The organism is Brevibacillus choshinensis (assembly GCF_001420695.1).
Classification (GTDB): domain Bacteria; phylum Bacillota; class Bacilli; order Brevibacillales; family Brevibacillaceae; genus Brevibacillus; species Brevibacillus choshinensis.
The window spans coordinates 256585-272600 of sequence record NZ_LJJB01000007.1; the positions used below are offsets into that span (position 1 = coordinate 256585).

Annotated in this window: 16 protein-coding genes; 13 read left to right on the top strand and 3 right to left on the bottom strand. The window is 51.0% G+C overall.

Annotation, left to right across the window (positions count from 1 at the left end):
- Positions 1-46: 46 nt before the first annotated feature.
- Positions 47-2578: an ATP-dependent helicase HrpB gene (gene hrpB / locus AN963_RS01245; protein WP_055742750.1), complete on the top strand. Its 2532-nt coding sequence runs from the start codon at positions 47-49 to the stop codon at positions 2576-2578.
- A 183-nt stretch (positions 2579-2761) separates the two neighbouring features.
- Here hrpB and bluB read toward each other — a convergent pair whose 3' ends face one another.
- Entirely contained in the window at positions 2762-3427 is a 666-nt protein-coding gene (bluB, locus tag AN963_RS01250; protein WP_055742751.1) for a 5,6-dimethylbenzimidazole synthase, read from the bottom strand.
- A gap of 138 nt (positions 3428-3565) precedes the next feature.
- Between bluB and AN963_RS01255 the strand changes: the two genes are divergently transcribed.
- The 6 genes from AN963_RS01255 to AN963_RS01280 all read left to right on the top strand — a co-directional run bounded on the left by AN963_RS01255 (position 3566) and on the right by AN963_RS01280 (position 9560).
- Positions 3566-4249 (top strand): response regulator transcription factor, encoded by a 684-nt coding sequence (locus AN963_RS01255; RefSeq protein WP_055742752.1) that lies wholly within the window; start codon positions 3566-3568, stop codon positions 4247-4249.
- Positions 4242-5651: a HAMP domain-containing sensor histidine kinase gene (locus tag AN963_RS01260; RefSeq protein WP_055742753.1), complete on the top strand. Its 1410-nt coding sequence runs from the start codon at positions 4242-4244 to the stop codon at positions 5649-5651. The genes AN963_RS01255 and AN963_RS01260 overlap by 8 nt, the downstream gene beginning before the upstream one ends.
- A gap of 155 nt (positions 5652-5806) precedes the next feature.
- The gene (locus tag AN963_RS01265) at positions 5807-7345 is read left to right on the top strand and encodes an efflux RND transporter periplasmic adaptor subunit (RefSeq protein WP_055744404.1); all 1539 of its coding nucleotides are present in this window, start codon (positions 5807-5809) and stop codon (positions 7343-7345) included.
- A 4-nt stretch (positions 7346-7349) separates the two neighbouring features.
- Positions 7350-8072 (top strand): ABC transporter ATP-binding protein, encoded by a 723-nt coding sequence (locus tag AN963_RS01270; protein ID WP_055742754.1) that lies wholly within the window; start codon positions 7350-7352, stop codon positions 8070-8072.
- Positions 8069-9286, top strand: coding sequence for an ABC transporter permease (locus tag AN963_RS01275; RefSeq protein ID WP_055742755.1), 1218 nt, complete (start codon positions 8069-8071; stop codon positions 9284-9286). Before AN963_RS01270 ends, AN963_RS01275 begins: the two co-directional genes overlap by 4 nt.
- Positions 9287-9344: 58 nt before the next feature.
- The gene (locus tag AN963_RS01280; RefSeq protein WP_055742756.1) at positions 9345-9560 is read left to right on the top strand and encodes a hypothetical protein; all 216 of its coding nucleotides are present in this window, start codon (positions 9345-9347) and stop codon (positions 9558-9560) included.
- 416 nt (positions 9561-9976) lie between these two features.
- Here the strand turns inward: AN963_RS01280 and AN963_RS01285 are convergent, their stop codons facing one another.
- Positions 9977-10324, bottom strand: coding sequence for a hypothetical protein (locus tag AN963_RS01285; protein ID WP_055742757.1), 348 nt, complete (start codon positions 10322-10324; stop codon positions 9977-9979).
- A 247-nt stretch (positions 10325-10571) separates the two neighbouring features.
- Between AN963_RS01285 and AN963_RS01290 the strand changes: the two genes are divergently transcribed.
- The 3 genes from AN963_RS01290 (at position 10572) to mscL (ending at position 12898) form a co-directional block, all read left to right on the top strand.
- Positions 10572-11438 carry a nucleoside hydrolase gene (locus AN963_RS01290; RefSeq protein ID WP_236707923.1) on the top strand — a complete coding sequence of 289 codons (867 nt, stop codon included), beginning with the start codon at positions 10572-10574 and terminating at the stop codon, positions 11436-11438.
- Positions 11438-12367: a nucleoside hydrolase gene (locus AN963_RS01295; protein WP_055742759.1), complete on the top strand. Its 930-nt coding sequence runs from the start codon at positions 11438-11440 to the stop codon at positions 12365-12367. Before AN963_RS01290 ends, AN963_RS01295 begins: the two co-directional genes overlap by 1 nt.
- A 63-nt stretch (positions 12368-12430) precedes the next feature.
- Positions 12431-12898 (top strand): large conductance mechanosensitive channel protein MscL, encoded by a 468-nt coding sequence (gene mscL / locus AN963_RS01300; protein ID WP_055742760.1) that lies wholly within the window; start codon positions 12431-12433, stop codon positions 12896-12898.
- 17 nt (positions 12899-12915) lie between these two features.
- Here mscL and AN963_RS01305 read toward each other — a convergent pair whose 3' ends face one another.
- Complete coding sequence (locus AN963_RS01305; RefSeq protein WP_055742761.1) at positions 12916-13707, bottom strand: YheC/YheD family protein; 792 nt, start codon at positions 13705-13707, stop codon at positions 12916-12918.
- A 171-nt stretch (positions 13708-13878) separates the two neighbouring features.
- Between AN963_RS01305 and AN963_RS01310 the strand changes: the two genes are divergently transcribed.
- The 3 genes from AN963_RS01310 (at position 13879) to AN963_RS01320 (ending at position 15571) form a co-directional block, all read left to right on the top strand.
- Positions 13879-14703 (top strand): helix-turn-helix transcriptional regulator, encoded by an 825-nt coding sequence (locus tag AN963_RS01310; RefSeq protein ID WP_161827247.1) that lies wholly within the window; start codon positions 13879-13881, stop codon positions 14701-14703.
- Between the two features lie 110 nt (positions 14704-14813).
- The gene (locus AN963_RS01315; RefSeq protein ID WP_055742763.1) at positions 14814-15176 is read left to right on the top strand and encodes an MmcQ/YjbR family DNA-binding protein; all 363 of its coding nucleotides are present in this window, start codon (positions 14814-14816) and stop codon (positions 15174-15176) included.
- A gap of 17 nt (positions 15177-15193) precedes the next feature.
- A complete protein-coding gene (locus AN963_RS01320; RefSeq protein ID WP_055742764.1) occupies positions 15194-15571 on the top strand; it encodes a VOC family protein in 378 nt (125 codons plus the stop codon).
- Positions 15572-16016: the final 445 nt, after the last annotated feature.

The following is a 16016-nucleotide window of genomic DNA, read 5'->3' on the forward strand; positions in this document are numbered from 1 at the left end:
CGTGTGTAAGATGAAAGGATGACGATGCTTTGCAAGAGGTGAAGGAATGAAAGCACTGCCTATAGATGAAATTTTGCCCGAATTGATTGAAAAGCTGAGAGCGCATACGAGGGCTGTTCTCGTCGCTGCTCCTGGGGCGGGAAAGACGACGCGGGTTCCACTGGCACTGCGGGATGAGCCTTGGCTCGCGGGACGTCGTATTTTGATGCTGGAGCCGCGCCGTCTGGCTGCGAGGTCTTCGGCACGGTATATGGCTGCTGCCTTGGGAGAGCAGGTCGGGCAGACAGTGGGGTATCGTGTCAAAATGGATGCGAAGGTAGGGCCGAGCACCCGAATCGAGGTCATCACAGAAGGGGTACTGACCCGTATGCTCCAGGCAGACCCTGGGCTAGAAGATGTCGGGCTCATCCTATTCGATGAATTTCATGAGCGAAGCTTGCATGCGGATCTCGGACTGGCCCTCAGCCTGCAGGCACAGAGCTTATTTCGAGAAGACTTGCGCCTCGTCGTGATGTCGGCGACTCTGGATGCTTCTTCCGTAGCTGCGATGATGGAGAACGCACCGGTGATCGTGAGTGAAGGCAGAGTGTTTCCGGTACAAACGCACTATCTCACACGGCCGATGGAGGGACGTCTGGAGACGAACATCGTACAGTTGATCCAGCAGGCGTTGTCCGAGGAAACCGGAGATATGCTAGTCTTTCTCCCTGGTGCGGGTGAAATTCGCCGCGTAGAGACCTTGCTTCGTGAGAGCGACTTGCCGTCCTCTACCGTTCTCGCGCCTCTCTATGGTGCGCTCCCACAAGAAGTGCAGGATGCTGCGATTCAGCCGGGAACGTCTGGGAAGCGCAAGATCGTCTTGGCTACATCGATTGCTGAGACAAGCCTGACGGTAGAAGGGGTACGCATTGTCATCGATAGCGGCTTGATGCGGGTCCCGCGTTTTTCTCCCCGAACAGGGATGACGCGACTAGAAACGATCCAGGTATCAAAGGCGTCCGCAGATCAGCGTCGAGGCAGGGCAGGTCGGCTCACGCCAGGTGTCTGCTACCGGATGTGGACGCTGCAGGAGGATCGTGCCCTGACTGCTCACACGGCACCAGAAATCAAGGAAGCGGATTTGACCCCACTCGCTCTCGAGTTGGCAGCGTGGGGTGTGAATGATCCAGCTGAGCTGTCATGGCTGGACGAACCGCCAAAAGCAGCACTCGAGCATGCCCATGAGCTATTACTCCAGCTCGGTGCATTGGATCCTGACAAGCGTATTACTTCACATGGACGACAGCTTGCTGAAATGCCTTTGCACCCGAGATTAGGGCATATGATCCAAAAAGCAAAGGAACGGGGACTCACAGGTATGGCATGCGAGCTGGCAGCCCTGCTGGGGGAAAAGGACATTTTGAGGGGGAGAAAGGCTGCTCATGATGTAGATCTGCGGCTGCGAATGGAGACACTTCGTTCGGTAGCATCCAGAGGAGAGGCGGCTCTGTCGGGGCATGCGGATTACGTAGAAGTCGACGAAGGAGCGTGCCGAAGGATATGGCAGGAAGCTGCTCAGCTCAAACAGGCTTGGAGTAGTAGTCTGCAAAAAGAGGGAGCGAAACAAAGCGTCTCTCTGGACGCGATCGGTACCTTGCTGGCGGAAGCCTATCCGGATCGAATCGGACAACGCAGAGGAAATGGGAAGTATTTGCTTCGCAATGGGCGTGGAGCGGCATTTGCCACAGATCAACCGCTAGCGTACGCTCCTTATATCGTGGCGGCACAGCTGGACGATCAAGGATCAGACAGTCGCATCATGTTGGCCGCGAGTATCACCCAGACAGAGCTGGAAGGCGTATGCGATGAGCAGGTGGAGGAAGAAACAGCGGTATGGTGGGAGAAAGCATCCCAATCGGTGCGTGCCCGCAAACGAACGCGTCTCGGTGCGCTGATCCTGCGGGAAGCGTCTGTCGCCCAAGCGAATCAAGAGGCAGTCACGGAGGCATTACTTAGTGGGATTGCGTCAGAGGGTCTAGGGCTTTTGCCGTGGAATCGCCATTCCCGCCAGCTACAGGAGCGCATGCTCTTTATGCATAGACTGGATGACGCTTGGCCAGATGTATCAGATGATGCACTGCTAGAGACGCTGGGAGAGTGGCTGGGACCGCATGCCTATGGTTGCAAAAGCCGGGATGACTTATCGAGGCTGTCCCTCACTTCTATCCTGGAGAGCATGCTGAGCTGGAACCAAAAGAGGGAGCTGGATGAACACGCCCCCACCCATATGGTCGTTCCCAGCGGCTCTCGTGTACCGATCGACTATAACAATCAGGAGGCACCCATCCTAGCAGTACGATTACAAGAGCTGTTTGGCTGGAAAGAGACACCGAGGATTGGGAGTGGACGTATTCCGCTGACGCTGCAACTGCTGTCGCCTGCACATCGACCGGTCCAGGTCACGAGGGATTTGGCCAGCTTTTGGCTGCATACGTATTTTGAAGTGAAGAAAGATTTGAAGGGGCGCTATCCCAAGCATTACTGGCCGGACGATCCGCTGCAGGCTATTCCTACAAACCGTACGCGCCCACGTTCCTAGTCCAATTGTAAAGCTTTGGGAATATCCTCTCATTTTTGTAGTTCCATGTTCGTGAATGGGGGGGTTTCTGAAACTTTCTTGGTGGGTAGTCACGTCGAGAAGGTACCGTGCTTTTCGTAACTACCCTTCCGTTTTTGGGGCTGCTTGTTCGCAAGCAGCTCTTTTTTTTTGTCTGCTTTTGTTTTACTCCGGTACGGTCGTGTCAGCTCCCCAGCGCTCGCGGTAAATGAGCTTTTGCAAATCCTGACGTTTTTCCCACTGATGGATCTCCAGGAGAGGACGGTCCGGATAGTGGTCGGTGTATCCAATGGACAGCAAGGCTACTGGATCGATGTGAGGGGGGATGTCTAGAATCCGGCGGACATCTGATTTTTTATAAAAGCTGACCCACCCCATAGCCAGTTCTTCGGCGTAAGCAGCCAGCCACATGTTTTGGATGGCACAGCTGACGGACATGATGTCTGTCTCCGGTATGGAATTTCGCCCAAGAACGTGGTCACCACCACGAGTCGGGTCACAGGTCACACAGATCGTGACAGGTGCTTCCTTGATTCCTTGAATTTTCAGCTCCAGAAAAGTAGACTCACGCCCAGAGCCTTCATAATGAATCGACAGAGCACGCCTTTCTTTGTCTGCACTTTCAGCCAGCTGTTGCTTGAGGGTATCGTCTGTAACCATGATGAAATTCCACGGCTGCATGAACCCGACAGATGGCGCGTGATGAGCAGCAGCGAGGATCATGGCCAGCTTTTCAGGCGGGACGGGGTCGCTGCGAAATGTGCGTATATCTCTTCGATTGCTAATGGCTTTATAGAGACCGATTTTTTCTTCGTCCGTCAATCGATTCATAATTGGATAAACCCTCCTGCTCATTTCATTTCCCTTTCATTTTACTGGCTAAAGAGGTTTCCTTCCAGACATCTGCTTGACATATTCCTCTCATACGCTAGTAAAGGAGTGTGCGATCGAAAGAGGAGTGAAGCGGGAATGAAGAACATCCTGATTGTGGAAGACGAATTGCCGATCTCCCGTGTTTTGAAGGCCTATCTGGAAAAGAGCCAGTTTCAGGTGGAGCAGGCGTTTACCGGTGACGAGGCTGTACGGAAATTTGATGCAGTCAACCCGGCGCTTGTCTTGTTGGATGTCATGCTTCCTGGCAAAAGCGGCTGGAGCATTTTGGAACATATACGCAAAAAAAGCTCGTGCCCGGTGATCATGCTGACGGCACTCGGGCAGATCGACAATAAACTGATGGGATTGCATCAGGGAGCCGATGATTACATAACGAAACCGTTTATTGCGGATGAGGTCGTGGCGCGTGTCCAAGCTGTGCTGCGCCGATCTGCTCATATCATACAGGGCGATCAGCTCCGACATTTCGGCAGCCTGAAGGTAGACTTCAAGGCGTATACCGTCACCCTACACGGGATTGAGCTGGCGTTTACCCCGAAAGACCTGTCGTTATTTTTGTTTTTGGCGCAGTACAAAAATCAGACGTTCACGAGAGAGCAGCTCATCGAACAAGTGTGGGGCATGGATTACGAAGGGAGCGATCGTGCCGTAGACCTGTCGATCAAACGAATCCGAAGATCGCTGGAGAACTGGCCGACTGCAGAAGGGGAGATCCGAACCTATCGCGGATTAGGATACAAGCTGTGTGTGTATGAATAAAAACAAGCAGACCACGCTTTTTCGCTATTGGACGACGCGCTACCTGATCATCCTGTGTGTCGGTTTAATGGTTGTAGGGATCGCTTCGAGCGTCTGGATCACTTACAACGAAACGCAAAAACGCCTCGATTTCATGAGACTGACGGCTGCAGAGATTTCTGAGCGCATTCTCGATACAGAGGGGAAAATCAAGATCACCCCGTTTTTGTTCCGCATTCTGGACAACCGCCAAGAGACGTTGCGCCTGAATTACAAGCCATTTATGCTCATACTCGATGAACAGAATCGCCCGGTATTTAATGGCCCCGGTCCTTTTTCCAGCGAATTGTCAAAGCGAGCAGTCGAGCTGACAGAAGCGGGGGAAGAGGTGACAGAGGTCACGCTCTCACGCGGTGAAAAACTGCTGTTTGTGAAACGAAGTATTACGGCACAGGAGAAAAATGTGGGCTGGGTCCTGCTGTTTACTCCGAAAAAGGAAATGATGAGGAGCACAACGGAATTTCAGCTGCTGTTCATTATGCTGATCAGCCTGGGACTGCTCGGTTGGCTCGTCATCTACCTGCTGACGAAAAAGCTCTCCCAGCCGATCAAGGACGTCGCAGATGCGGCGAAACAGATCGTCACCGGTGACTACGACATCCATTTGGACAAAAACAGCCGCGAAAAGGAAATCTATGAATTGATCCACTCGTTCAAAGAGATGGCCGATCGTCTGCGGCAGTTGGAGCTGATGCGAACGGAGCTTTTGGCGGGTGTGACGCATGAGCTGAAAACGCCTGTTACCTCGATCAGCGGGCTTGTTCAGGCGGTCAAGGATGACATCGTCAGCGGTGTGGAGGCAAAGGAATTCTTGGAGATCTGCTCCAAAGAAACAGCGCGCCTGCAAAAAATGGTGGAGGATCTGCTCGACTTCAACTCGTTTGCAGTGGGGGATATTCGCATCCGCAGAGAGAGTCAAAATGTGCATGAGCTCGTGCAGGAAATCACTCATCAATGGCGGATCGTTCAGGAGGAGGACACGCTTGAGCTGACTGTCGACAAATCGGAAAAGCCGATCATTGTTTCTACTGACCCGTTGCGCATTCAACAAGTGCTCTACAATTTGCTGAACAATGCCGCACAAGCATCGTCTGCGGCTGGTGGACGAATCGATGTGAGTCTATCTGAGACGGAACAGGAGATTCGCATTGCTGTAAAGGACAACGGGATGGGGATTCCAGCCGCGGAACAGCCTTTTGTTTTTGATCGATTCTACCGCGGGGAAGAGAAGAAGCACACCGTACGTGGATTGGGATTAGGCCTGTCCTTTAGCCGGATGATTGCGCAGGCACTGGGAGGAAATCTGGTGCTGACACACAGCTCGGAAGCAGGAACGACCTTTACGCTGATCCTACGCAAATGAATAGATGGATAGCAAACGACGTTGCCGGTGGGCAAGGTCGTTTTTTTTGCGACAAGCCATCCAAATCTGACGTGATCCTGACGTATTCATTCCGTATATTGATCCCAGCAAAAGGTTCTAGCTGCAAACAAGAAAGCTACGGGGGGAGTCTCCAAGTGACGGAAGCGGATAAGAAACGTACGTTTTTTTCCAAAGGAAGATCGAGCAATAAACGATGGATGGTACTCGGATTGGCGGTCGTGCTGATCGGAGGTGGGGTATACGGCTATCAAACTTTCATGACCCCGAAAAGAGCCCAGGCGGCTTTTCAGGTAGACACCGTAAAATCGGGTGACGTGTCAGAGACGGTACTGGCATCGAGTACCGTGCAGGCATCCAAACGAACGTCTCTGTCTTTTGCCGATGCGGAGGATGCCAAGGACGCGATTTCTTCCATCAAGGTCGGGGTAGGCGATCAAGTAAAAGCAGGACAAGTGCTGGCCACGATGGATGACTCTGTCGCCCAAATCCAGGTGACCAATTCCCAAGCGAATCTTTTGTCCGCCCAAGCCAAGCTGGATGAAGCACAGAAACGCAAGACTACGGCGGAAATGAAAACCTTGCAAGCAAACGTCAACCAGACCAAGACCGATCTGGAGCTGGCAAAGCAGTCTATCGACTCGCAAAAAGCGATCAACGATGAGGCGAAAGCGAAAGCCAGTCTGGCCAATGCGCAGAAAACATACGCGTCGCAAAAAGCTTTGTACGAGGCGGGTGCTATCTCCAAGACAGAGTATGATACAGCACAAACGGATCTGGATCAGGCACAGCGTGACTACAACACAGCAGTTCTGACAGCTGGCCAAACCAAGGGCCAATCGACCAGCAAGGTAGAGCAGGCGCAGGCGGCCTACGATACAGCAGTTGAAGCGCTAAACGAAGCCCATGAAGGTCCGGATGCCTCGACTGTCCTATCTGCTAAAGCCGCGGTCGAGCAGGCAAAAGCGCAGCTACAGCAAGCGCAAAAGGCTTTACATGCAGTTACTTTGAAAGCTCCGATGGATGGCGTGATCGTACAACTAAATGGGAACGCCGGGGAAATACCAGGTAGCGACTTCATTATTATGGACAACTCGAATTCCGGAGCGCTGGAAGTATTGGCGCAAATCAGTCAGAGCGATATCGGTAAAGTAAAAGAAGGTCTGAACGTTTCCTTTACGACGAGCTCCTATACAGACAAGATATTCACGGGAACCGTCAAGCTGGTGTATCCAGAGGCAAAAACGGACTCAGGTGTGACGAGCTATGATGTTTTGCTCTCGGTTTCCAACAAGGAAGGTCTGCTGAAGATCGGCATGACGATGAATGTGACGATCGAGATCGGGACCCATCAAAATGTGCTGGTCGTTCCCGCTCAAGCCTTGCAGACCCAAAATGGTAAAGACGGTGTGTACTTGTACGCAGGCAGCACCGATAACAACTCAGGCAGACCGTATCGTTTTCAGCCTGTAAAGATCGGTTACTTTGCATCAGACAAAGTCGAAATCACGGAAGGATTGAAAGAAGGTGACAAAGTCGTTCTCCTAGCAAACACCGCAACTACCTCATCTTCGAGCCAGAACTCTAATCGCATGGGTGGCATGCCTGGTTTGGGCGGCATGGGCGGTATGGGAGGAGGCTTCTCTGGTGGGGGAGGCGGAATGAGAGGTCGATGAGCAGATGAAACCAGTCATTCAGATTGAAGACGTAAAAAAGCTGTATCAAATCGGAGATCAGGAAATTCAGGCGTTGCGCGGCGTCAGCCTGACGATTGAAGAAGGAGATTTCGTCGCGATCATGGGACCATCCGGTTCAGGAAAGTCGTCGATGATGAACGTGATCGGTTGCCTGGATAAACCGACATCGGGAGAATTTTATTTGGATGGTTACCCCGTGTCGCAGGCTCATGATGATGAGCTCGCGGAAATCCGCAACCGCAAGATTGGTTTTGTCTTTCAAAATTTTAATCTGCTCCCACGCACGACAGCTGTAGAAAATGTGGAGCTGCCGCTCTTGTACGGAGGCACACCTGCAAGAGAACGGCGGGAGCGGGCCATCCAAGCGTTGATCGATGTGGGCCTGAAAGATCGTCTGGTCAACAAACCGAACGAGTTGTCGGGTGGACAGCAGCAGCGCGTTTCCATTGCGAGAGCACTGGTCAATGATCCTGTCATTTTGCTGGCGGATGAGCCGACGGGTGCCTTGGACACCAAGACGAGTGAAGAAATCATGGGCATCTTTCAGCAGCTAAACGATGCGGGAAAAACCGTCATTCTCGTAACACATGAACCGGATATCGCGGAATATGCCAAACGGATTGTGCGTTTTCGCGATGGACAGATCGTATCGAATGAAGTGGTATCCGAGCGGAGAAGAGCGTCTTCAGAGGAAGTGAAGCGATGAGTTTAGTAGAGTGCATACGTATTTCATTTCGGAGCATCCGAGCCAATGGTTTACGGTCGATCCTCACCATGCTGGGCATCATCATCGGCGTAGCGGCAGTCATCGCCATGGTCGCAATCGGAGAAGGGACTTCCAGCAGTGTGGCTACTCAGATCAATGGATTGGGGAGTAACCTCCTGATTGTCTCGCCAGGTCAAGCAACACAAGGGAGGGTTAGTCTGGGAGCAGGCTCTCTCAATACGTTGACTCTGGCCGATGCGGAGGCGATCGAGCAAAAGGAGTCTGTGTCCGGCGTAGCCCCTAGCGTAAATGGAAGGGGGCAGATCGTATGGGGGAGCAATAACTACTCCAGTTCTCTTGAAGGGACCACAGCCGCGTTTCCCCAAGTACGCAATGCCCAGGTAGAGAGAGGACGCTTTTTCTCCAATTTTGAAGTCAAGCAGCAATTCAATGTGGCGGTCATTGGTACGGAGGTAGCGAACAATCTGTTCTCCAACAACAACACCAACCCGATTGGGCAAACCGTGCAGATTAACAAGATTCCCTTTACGATTATCGGTGTACTGAAAAGTCAGGGAAGCTCCGGTATGACCAACAATGACGACCGCATCATCATCCCGATTACGACGGCGATGAATCGTTTGACTGGTGGAAAGAATGTCGGCACGATCTACGTTTCAGCCGTGTCCTCGGATCAGATGGAGCAAGCGCAACAGGATATCCAAAGCACGTTGCGCAGCAAGCACAATCTAAGACCGCAGGCGGCAGATGATTTTCGCATCACTTCACAGACGGATATTCTCAGCACCGCCCAGGAAGTATCCAGCTCGATGACAGCCTTGTTGTCAGGAATCGCAGCAATTTCCTTGATAGTAGGGGGTATCGGGGTCATGAATATTATGCTGGTGTCTGTAACCGAGCGTACGCGAGAGATCGGTATTCGCAAAGCGATCGGCGCCAAACGTGGCGATATTCTTCGACAGTTTTTGATTGAAGCAGTCACACTCAGCTTGATCGGCGGGATCATAGGGATTGTCTTGGGGGTCGGCGCAGCGCTTGCAATCAGCAAATTTGGAGGCATGACTACAGCGATCAGTATTTCGCCGATCCTGTACGCGTTTTTGACCTCTTCTCTGGTCGGAGTCGTTTTCGGTGTCTATCCGGCGAGAAAAGCAGCACAGCTGAGGCCGATTGATGCCCTGCGTTACGAATAAAGAGCGGGTGTTTACATTTTCCAATTCGGGCATACTAGCCGCGTGAGGTGTTTGTCTGATGGAAAAAAACGTCCAATTTTCCGTAACGTGGCGAGAAGCATCCCGAGTCATGAAGAAGATCAAAACGAGCAACCTGCGGTATATGGTTAGGCAAATGGAAGGCAAATCTAGCATTGCTTTTGTTTTTCCCAAAGTGAGTGTCAGTCAATACGTCTATCTGTATATTCTCTTTGGACCGAGGGCAGCAGATGTGGCAGGCGGCGACAACAAATAGAAGAAGAATAGGCCCTGGATCGCCGCCTCGAACCAGGGCTTTTTTTGCTCTAGGATATAGGTATTTTCAATATTTCGATATAAAACAAAACCTGACACTTTTCGATAACAAAGATTCATAGTACAATGCCAGTATGAACGAACTTGGGGAAGTTCGGGATGGCGGCACCCAAACTGTGCAGGAGGGCCGCCTCTTTTTTTTAATCGTTTTTCAAATAGGTGAAATTAGGTACATGTACCTAAAAATACAGCTAGATAAAGCGGGCATTTAGATATAAGATGAAATTGTTCACCTAAATATTCCGTACTACTCTTCCCAGGTTTGATAGCCTGGGCTTTTTTTGTGTATAAGCAAGGTGCCGTTTGGATTCCTATGAGGCAACCAAAAAGGCCCACCTGGATACGGGCAGTAACCGTTTATCCGTTGATGGACCTGTTGTCAGTTGTTAGTGGTGGAAAACTCCCTTTTACCAGAGCGTCTAGTAGCTGTTCTTGTGTCATGGAGATCGTTATGCCGGGGTCGGGTAGATCGGCCAGAAACTGATTTTCCTGATAGAGATACCAGAGAGTTCCGGTCGGGCGCATGGGATAGACGAGTATGTTTTCTTGCGCTTGCTTTCCATGTCTGACGATATCTCGCAGGGAGGTAAATAGCTCTCCCCATACGGGCAAATAAGGTTTTGTCTTCTGCTGGTGCAGGGAACGGAGGAGCTGAGCTTTTGCCAGGGTAAGTAGTTCGTTAGTCGAGGGTTCAACAGAGAGCATGACCCTATCTCCTTTGCTGGTACGTGACCAATTTTCATTGGCTTCGACTACCGTCAAGGCGGTTTACCGTCAGCGGCGGGTCATGAGGATTGCAAAATGTGGCGGATTTTGTCGAAGTCAACGTTAAGTGTAAAATAGTTGCTAGCTGGTTGCAATAGGCGAGAAGTAGTACGAATGCTTACATTTGACGGCTGTTATTGAAATGGTTAGCATAGATGCAGTGAGAAAATGAGAAGCATTGCAAGAGGTGAGGACGCTGGCAGAAAAACAGAAGCTGTTTATTGATTTTTGCGGGGGCATCGACCATGCCGTCGCTTTGTGGTACGCCTTACAAGCGCCTGATGTGGAGGTTGTCGGAGTCGGTTGTAGCGACACGGAAATGGAGCGAGGTAGTAGTCTCGCGAAAAAGCTGATAGGGTTGGCTCTTCCGGATAGCGAGATTCCAGTGGCAGCTGGAGGCAGTCAGCCTTTATTTAGTCGTCCCGAGGAGAGTAAAGCTGCCGCACGCTTGCTCGTCGAAAAAGCGAATGAATATAAGGGAGAGCTCACGGTGGTCACACTGGGGCGTTTGACCAATCTGGCAACAGCGGTGGCGATTGACCCGCGAATAGCAGAAAAGCTGGAGCGAGTCGTCGTACAGGGAGGTGCCATCCGTGTGCCAGGAAATGCGACGGCCGTGGCAGAGTCGAATTTCCACGCCGATCCGGAGGCAGCTGCCTTTGTATGGGCAGCAGGATTACCTTTGCAGCTGGTTCCATTCGACGCCACAGACGATCTGCGTCTGACGCTGGAGGATAGCCAGGCAATCTTGAGCAAAGCTGTCGCGCTCGGAATCGCGCAAGCATCTATGGAAAAAGAGCAACCGTCTTTAGAGGATGGCACTCGCTTGGATGCATGGAGTACAATGATCGCTGTGTTGCACCCTGAGCACATACATAAGCAGCAAATGAAGCTAACGATTGAATGCCACAGTCCCTTGGCGCGCGGAGCGGTTTTAGCTGATTTACGGGCAAAGCCCAGCGTAGGAATCGATACAGAAGTCGTCATAGGCATTGACGTGAAGCCGTTTCGTCAGTGGTTGCAGGGGATATCAGTCAAGGAGGGGAGCTTGTGATGAAGAAAAAAGTCATCATCGACGTGGACACCGGAATCGATGACGCGATGGCGCTCTCCTACGCCGTTCATTCTCCTGATTTGGAGGTTTGCGGAGTTACGACCACGTTTGGAAATATCAGTGTCGAAGAAGCGACACGCAACACACTGCAAGTACTGGAGCTGGTTGGTGCTACAGATATCCCGGTCTATCAGGGAGCTTTCAAGCCACTCGTTCGCGAGCTAAAAGAAAAGGCCAAGCTGTTTCATGGAGAGAACGGTTTGGGTAATATCATGCTGCCTTTGCCTACGTCCGCTCCCCAAGCGATAAGTGCAGCACAATATCTCGTGTCGGCGATCAAGGCACAGCCGAATGAAATTACCTTGGTCACGGTAGGAAGTATGACCAATCTGGCGTTGGCGATCATGGCTGCGCCGGAGATCGTCTCTCTCGTCAAGCGGGTCGTTGTCATGGGGGGAGCCGTAGCTGTTCCGGGCAATCGGACGCCTGTGGCTGAAGCGAATATTTGTGCGGATCCTGAAGCGGCAGCGTACGTCTTTCAATCAGGAATTTCACTGACTCTGGTTGGTCTGGATGTGACCATGCAGACACTCCTCACGCGAGAGCATCTGCAGCAATGGCGAGAACGCGATACAAAAGTAAGCCGCTTTTTCGCAGATATTTGTGACGTCTACATGGATGCGTACGCCAAGGTCGGCAACGTTCGTGGATGTGGGCTACATGATCCGCTCGCAGTCGGTGTCGTCATCGACCCTACTTTTGTTACAGCTGTTCCGATGCACGTTCAGGTAGATACGTCAGGTAGTGCGAGTGATGCGCGTACGATTGGCGACAGACGGAAGCACCCGGAGTTCCCGCCCAATGTGGATGTGTGCGTCGAAGTCGATCATGACCGCTTCGTTCAGCATTTTTTGGAATTTGTCATGTAGCTTGTGAAAAGGAAGACCGCCTGTCCATCAGGCGAGTACATGGGATAAGAGGAGACGATAGCCTTGTTGAAAGAATTTAAAGAGTTTGCCTTAAAAGGCAACGTGCTTGATCTGGCAGTCGGTGTCGTAATCGGTGGTGCTTTTGGAAAGATTGTTACTTCATTGGTAAATGACTTAATTACCCCGCTCATCGGGTTGTTGCTTGGCAAGGTTGATTTTTCCAATCTGTTCATCAATTTGAGTGGCGTTCATTACGAGACGCTGAAAGCAGCCAAGGAAAAAGGGGCGGCGACTCTAAACTACGGCTTGTTCCTCAACAGCGTCATCGACTTTTTGATCATCGCATTCTCGATCTTTATCGTGATCAAGCAGCTGAACCGATTCAAACGCAAGCAGGAAGAGGTCAAGACGCCAGTAACGACCAAGGAATGCCCGCACTGCATTACCTCGATCCCGTTGAAGGCGACGCGCTGCCCGAATTGTACCTCTGTGCTGGAAGGTCATGGTTCACAATCTCTGGCAACCGAATAACTAAAAAAGGAGGGCGCTCATGCTCTCCTTTTTTTCGTGGGCGTGAAGCTCTTTTTTCGTTTGACTCGGTTGCGGTATTGAAAGTGGAGCCGCTTGATCGTCCGAAAGTAGGTTTTGTCCTTGAGCTTGGCGAATAATCCGTGGGAAGGAAAGTCGTAATTGACCTCGATCACGACGATTCCGCCCTGTTTGTCGATGGCAAAGTCTACCCCTATCTGGGCCGAATGCCTGTATTTATTGAAATGAGAGCATACTTGATAGCTGAGACGAATGAGGTTTTGCTCGATTTTGCGAATTTCATTGGAGCTGAGCGATAACGATTTTTTCAAGGCATGAGGGACTGTGACGGCATACCCACCACCACGTGCCACATTCGTAATGATACTGTCGGACCCGGCGACTTTAGCCAGCATCCCTGCGTATTGCCACTTGCCGAGGCCGTTTCGCATCATCATCACGCGGATGTCGTAAGGGCGTCCGTTCAACTCCGCCAGATCGATTCCTTTTTGAATAATGTATTGTTTTTCTACGCACTGTTTCTCCAGCCTTCTTTGCAGTTCTTCCAGAGAGGGTACTTCTACGGGCTCCCCACGCTCCTTGACGAACTGATAACCGCTGTCCTTTTTTTGTACGCGCAAAATGCCTTTTCCCATATGGGTTCTCGTCGGTTTGATGTAGACGGTCTCGTATTTGCCTAAATAGGTGCTGAGCAAGGCAGGTTGATACAAAGAAGTGGGAGGTAAAAACGGACGAATGTGCGGGCTTTTGGCAAAAAACTTGTGAAGGCTCCATTTGGAGGAGGAGATCATACAGCATGCACCTCGCTTGGAAATAGTCCATTCTCGCTATGATATACGGGGGACACGCGAGGAGTGAGTCTCTGTCTGGATTCTTTGATGTGAGTGTATGACAAGCAGGCATCGGGTGGTAAAATGAGGAAATTAGATCGTTATGGAGGAAATGAAAAGGGGGTGGCACCATTGAAGCGAATCTATCGACCGTTACAGCCACCTGTCATCCAAAAGGGGCTATTACAGCCTCACTATGATTATCGGGAGTATGAACCAAGCGATGGCTTGGAGCCGTATGTTGCGTGTTATTGGACAAGCGACTTTTCCCCCATAGAGCACACTCAGCTACACCGGATTATTCCGGATGGCTGCATCGACATTATTGTTGATCGGAAGGCTCCCTCACTCACCAAAGGCGCGTTCATTTCGGAATTGATGACGAGCTATGAAGTACTCGATCTCACCCGACCCCAGTCGCTGTTCGGCATTCGCTTTTTTGCGGAGACCATCCACCTGTTTCTACGCGATCCTGTTTCTGCGTTTCGCGGCAGTCCACCCTTGCTCGCTGATCTGTGGGGGAGTGAAGCAGGGCTGCTGGTAGAAGAAATGATGGAGGCACCTGGAATTCGTGAAATGATTGAAGTTGTGGAAAGAAAGCTGCGTCGCTGCTTACATAGTCATTCGTCCATTTCGGAGGGCCTGCTACAGACGAGTATTTCTTATCTGTACGCTGCCCAAGGCAATCTTTCCATAAAGGCATTGGCGGAAACACTCTGCTACAGTGAACGCAATCTGCGGAGGATGTTTCAGCATGAGCTGGGAGTCTCCCCCAAAGAGCTGTCCCAAATCATTCGTTTTCAAGCGATGCTCCAAAGCCTTTATCACACGCCACCTGCTCACCTAACACAGCTCGCATACACGTACGGATATTTTGATCAGCCGCATTTTATCAAGGAGTTCAAACGTTTTTACGGACTGCCGCCCTCCCAAGTTTTGGTGCCAAGCCAACTATGAATGTCTACTCGTAATCTTGTCCGATTTTTACAAGTCTACCGGTTCGTCACCGTCTATACTGGTGTCGAGAGTACGTGGTAGCGACCATTTCGAGGAAAGGGGAATGTAGAGTGAAGAAGGAAACGTTGGATGTGTATTGCCGAAAGCAACTGGGCTGCACCCATGACTATCAGGTCGATTGGGAGTGCGATCGTTACCATGTAGGCGGAAAAATGTTTGCGATGATCGGTAGCGATTCCAAAGGGAAAGACATCCTTACATTGAAGTGTGATCCGGCTCGTGCAGATGAACTGCGAGAAATCTACGAAGGGATCATTCCTGGCTACCACATGAACAAAACACATTGGAATTCCATTTACTTCGACGCAGATATTCCAGAGGGGCTGTGGGAACGTCTCATTGCTCACTCGCATGAGCTCGTCGTCCAAAAGCTGCCCAAAAAAGTAAAGCTGGAATTGCAAAATATCGAGTAGGAACAGGAGTGAACGCAATGGGAATCAAGCTGGATATGGTGGGAATTGTCGTGCAGGATATGAAGAAATCACTGGATTTTTATCGTGTGCTCGGCCTGGAAATACCGGAAAGAGCAAATACAGAAATGCATGTGGAAGTGGCACAGGACGGTCTACGTCTAGCGTTTGACACCGTGGAGGTCGCAAAGGGTGTGTATGGCAGTTGGGATGAGCCGACCGGCCACCGAATCGAACTGGCGTTTTTGTGTGACAGCGCAGACGCTTTGAATGCCCTGTACGAAAAGCTGATGCACCACTGCTATGTGGGACATCGCGAACCGTGGGATGCCTTCTGGGGCCAGCGCTATGCGATTGTCACTGACCCGGATGGAAATCTCATCAGTCTATTTGCGTAAAGTCAATGTCATATGAAATGAAAAAAGGTCATCCTGACCAACTCCTGGGGTCCGTTTTTCAGCATGGACATTTTTCCTCATTTACTATCCGAACGCACATTCGTAGAATCGAGGGAAAAAGGCAGTGACGGAGTTGAAAGTGAAACTGGACATGGCGCAGCTCCTGGAGAAGTTCCGGCAGGATGAGCGCATCCGGTAAAAGCATGTATTGATTCTGACGAAATGAAATCGAGAACGGGATGCATTGGAAAGTTGTCGTACCATATAGGGTGCCATCCCACCTCGCCTCCAAGAATGTACTAAGGATTAGTGTCTTCTTGGAGGGGGATAGAGCTGGTCTGGACGGTGACAATGATGGAGATACAGGTGAGTAATAAGACAACAGCCCTTGGATAAAGGGCTGTTTTATTTGGGAAATATTTTTACTGCAACGAGAATGAAAATC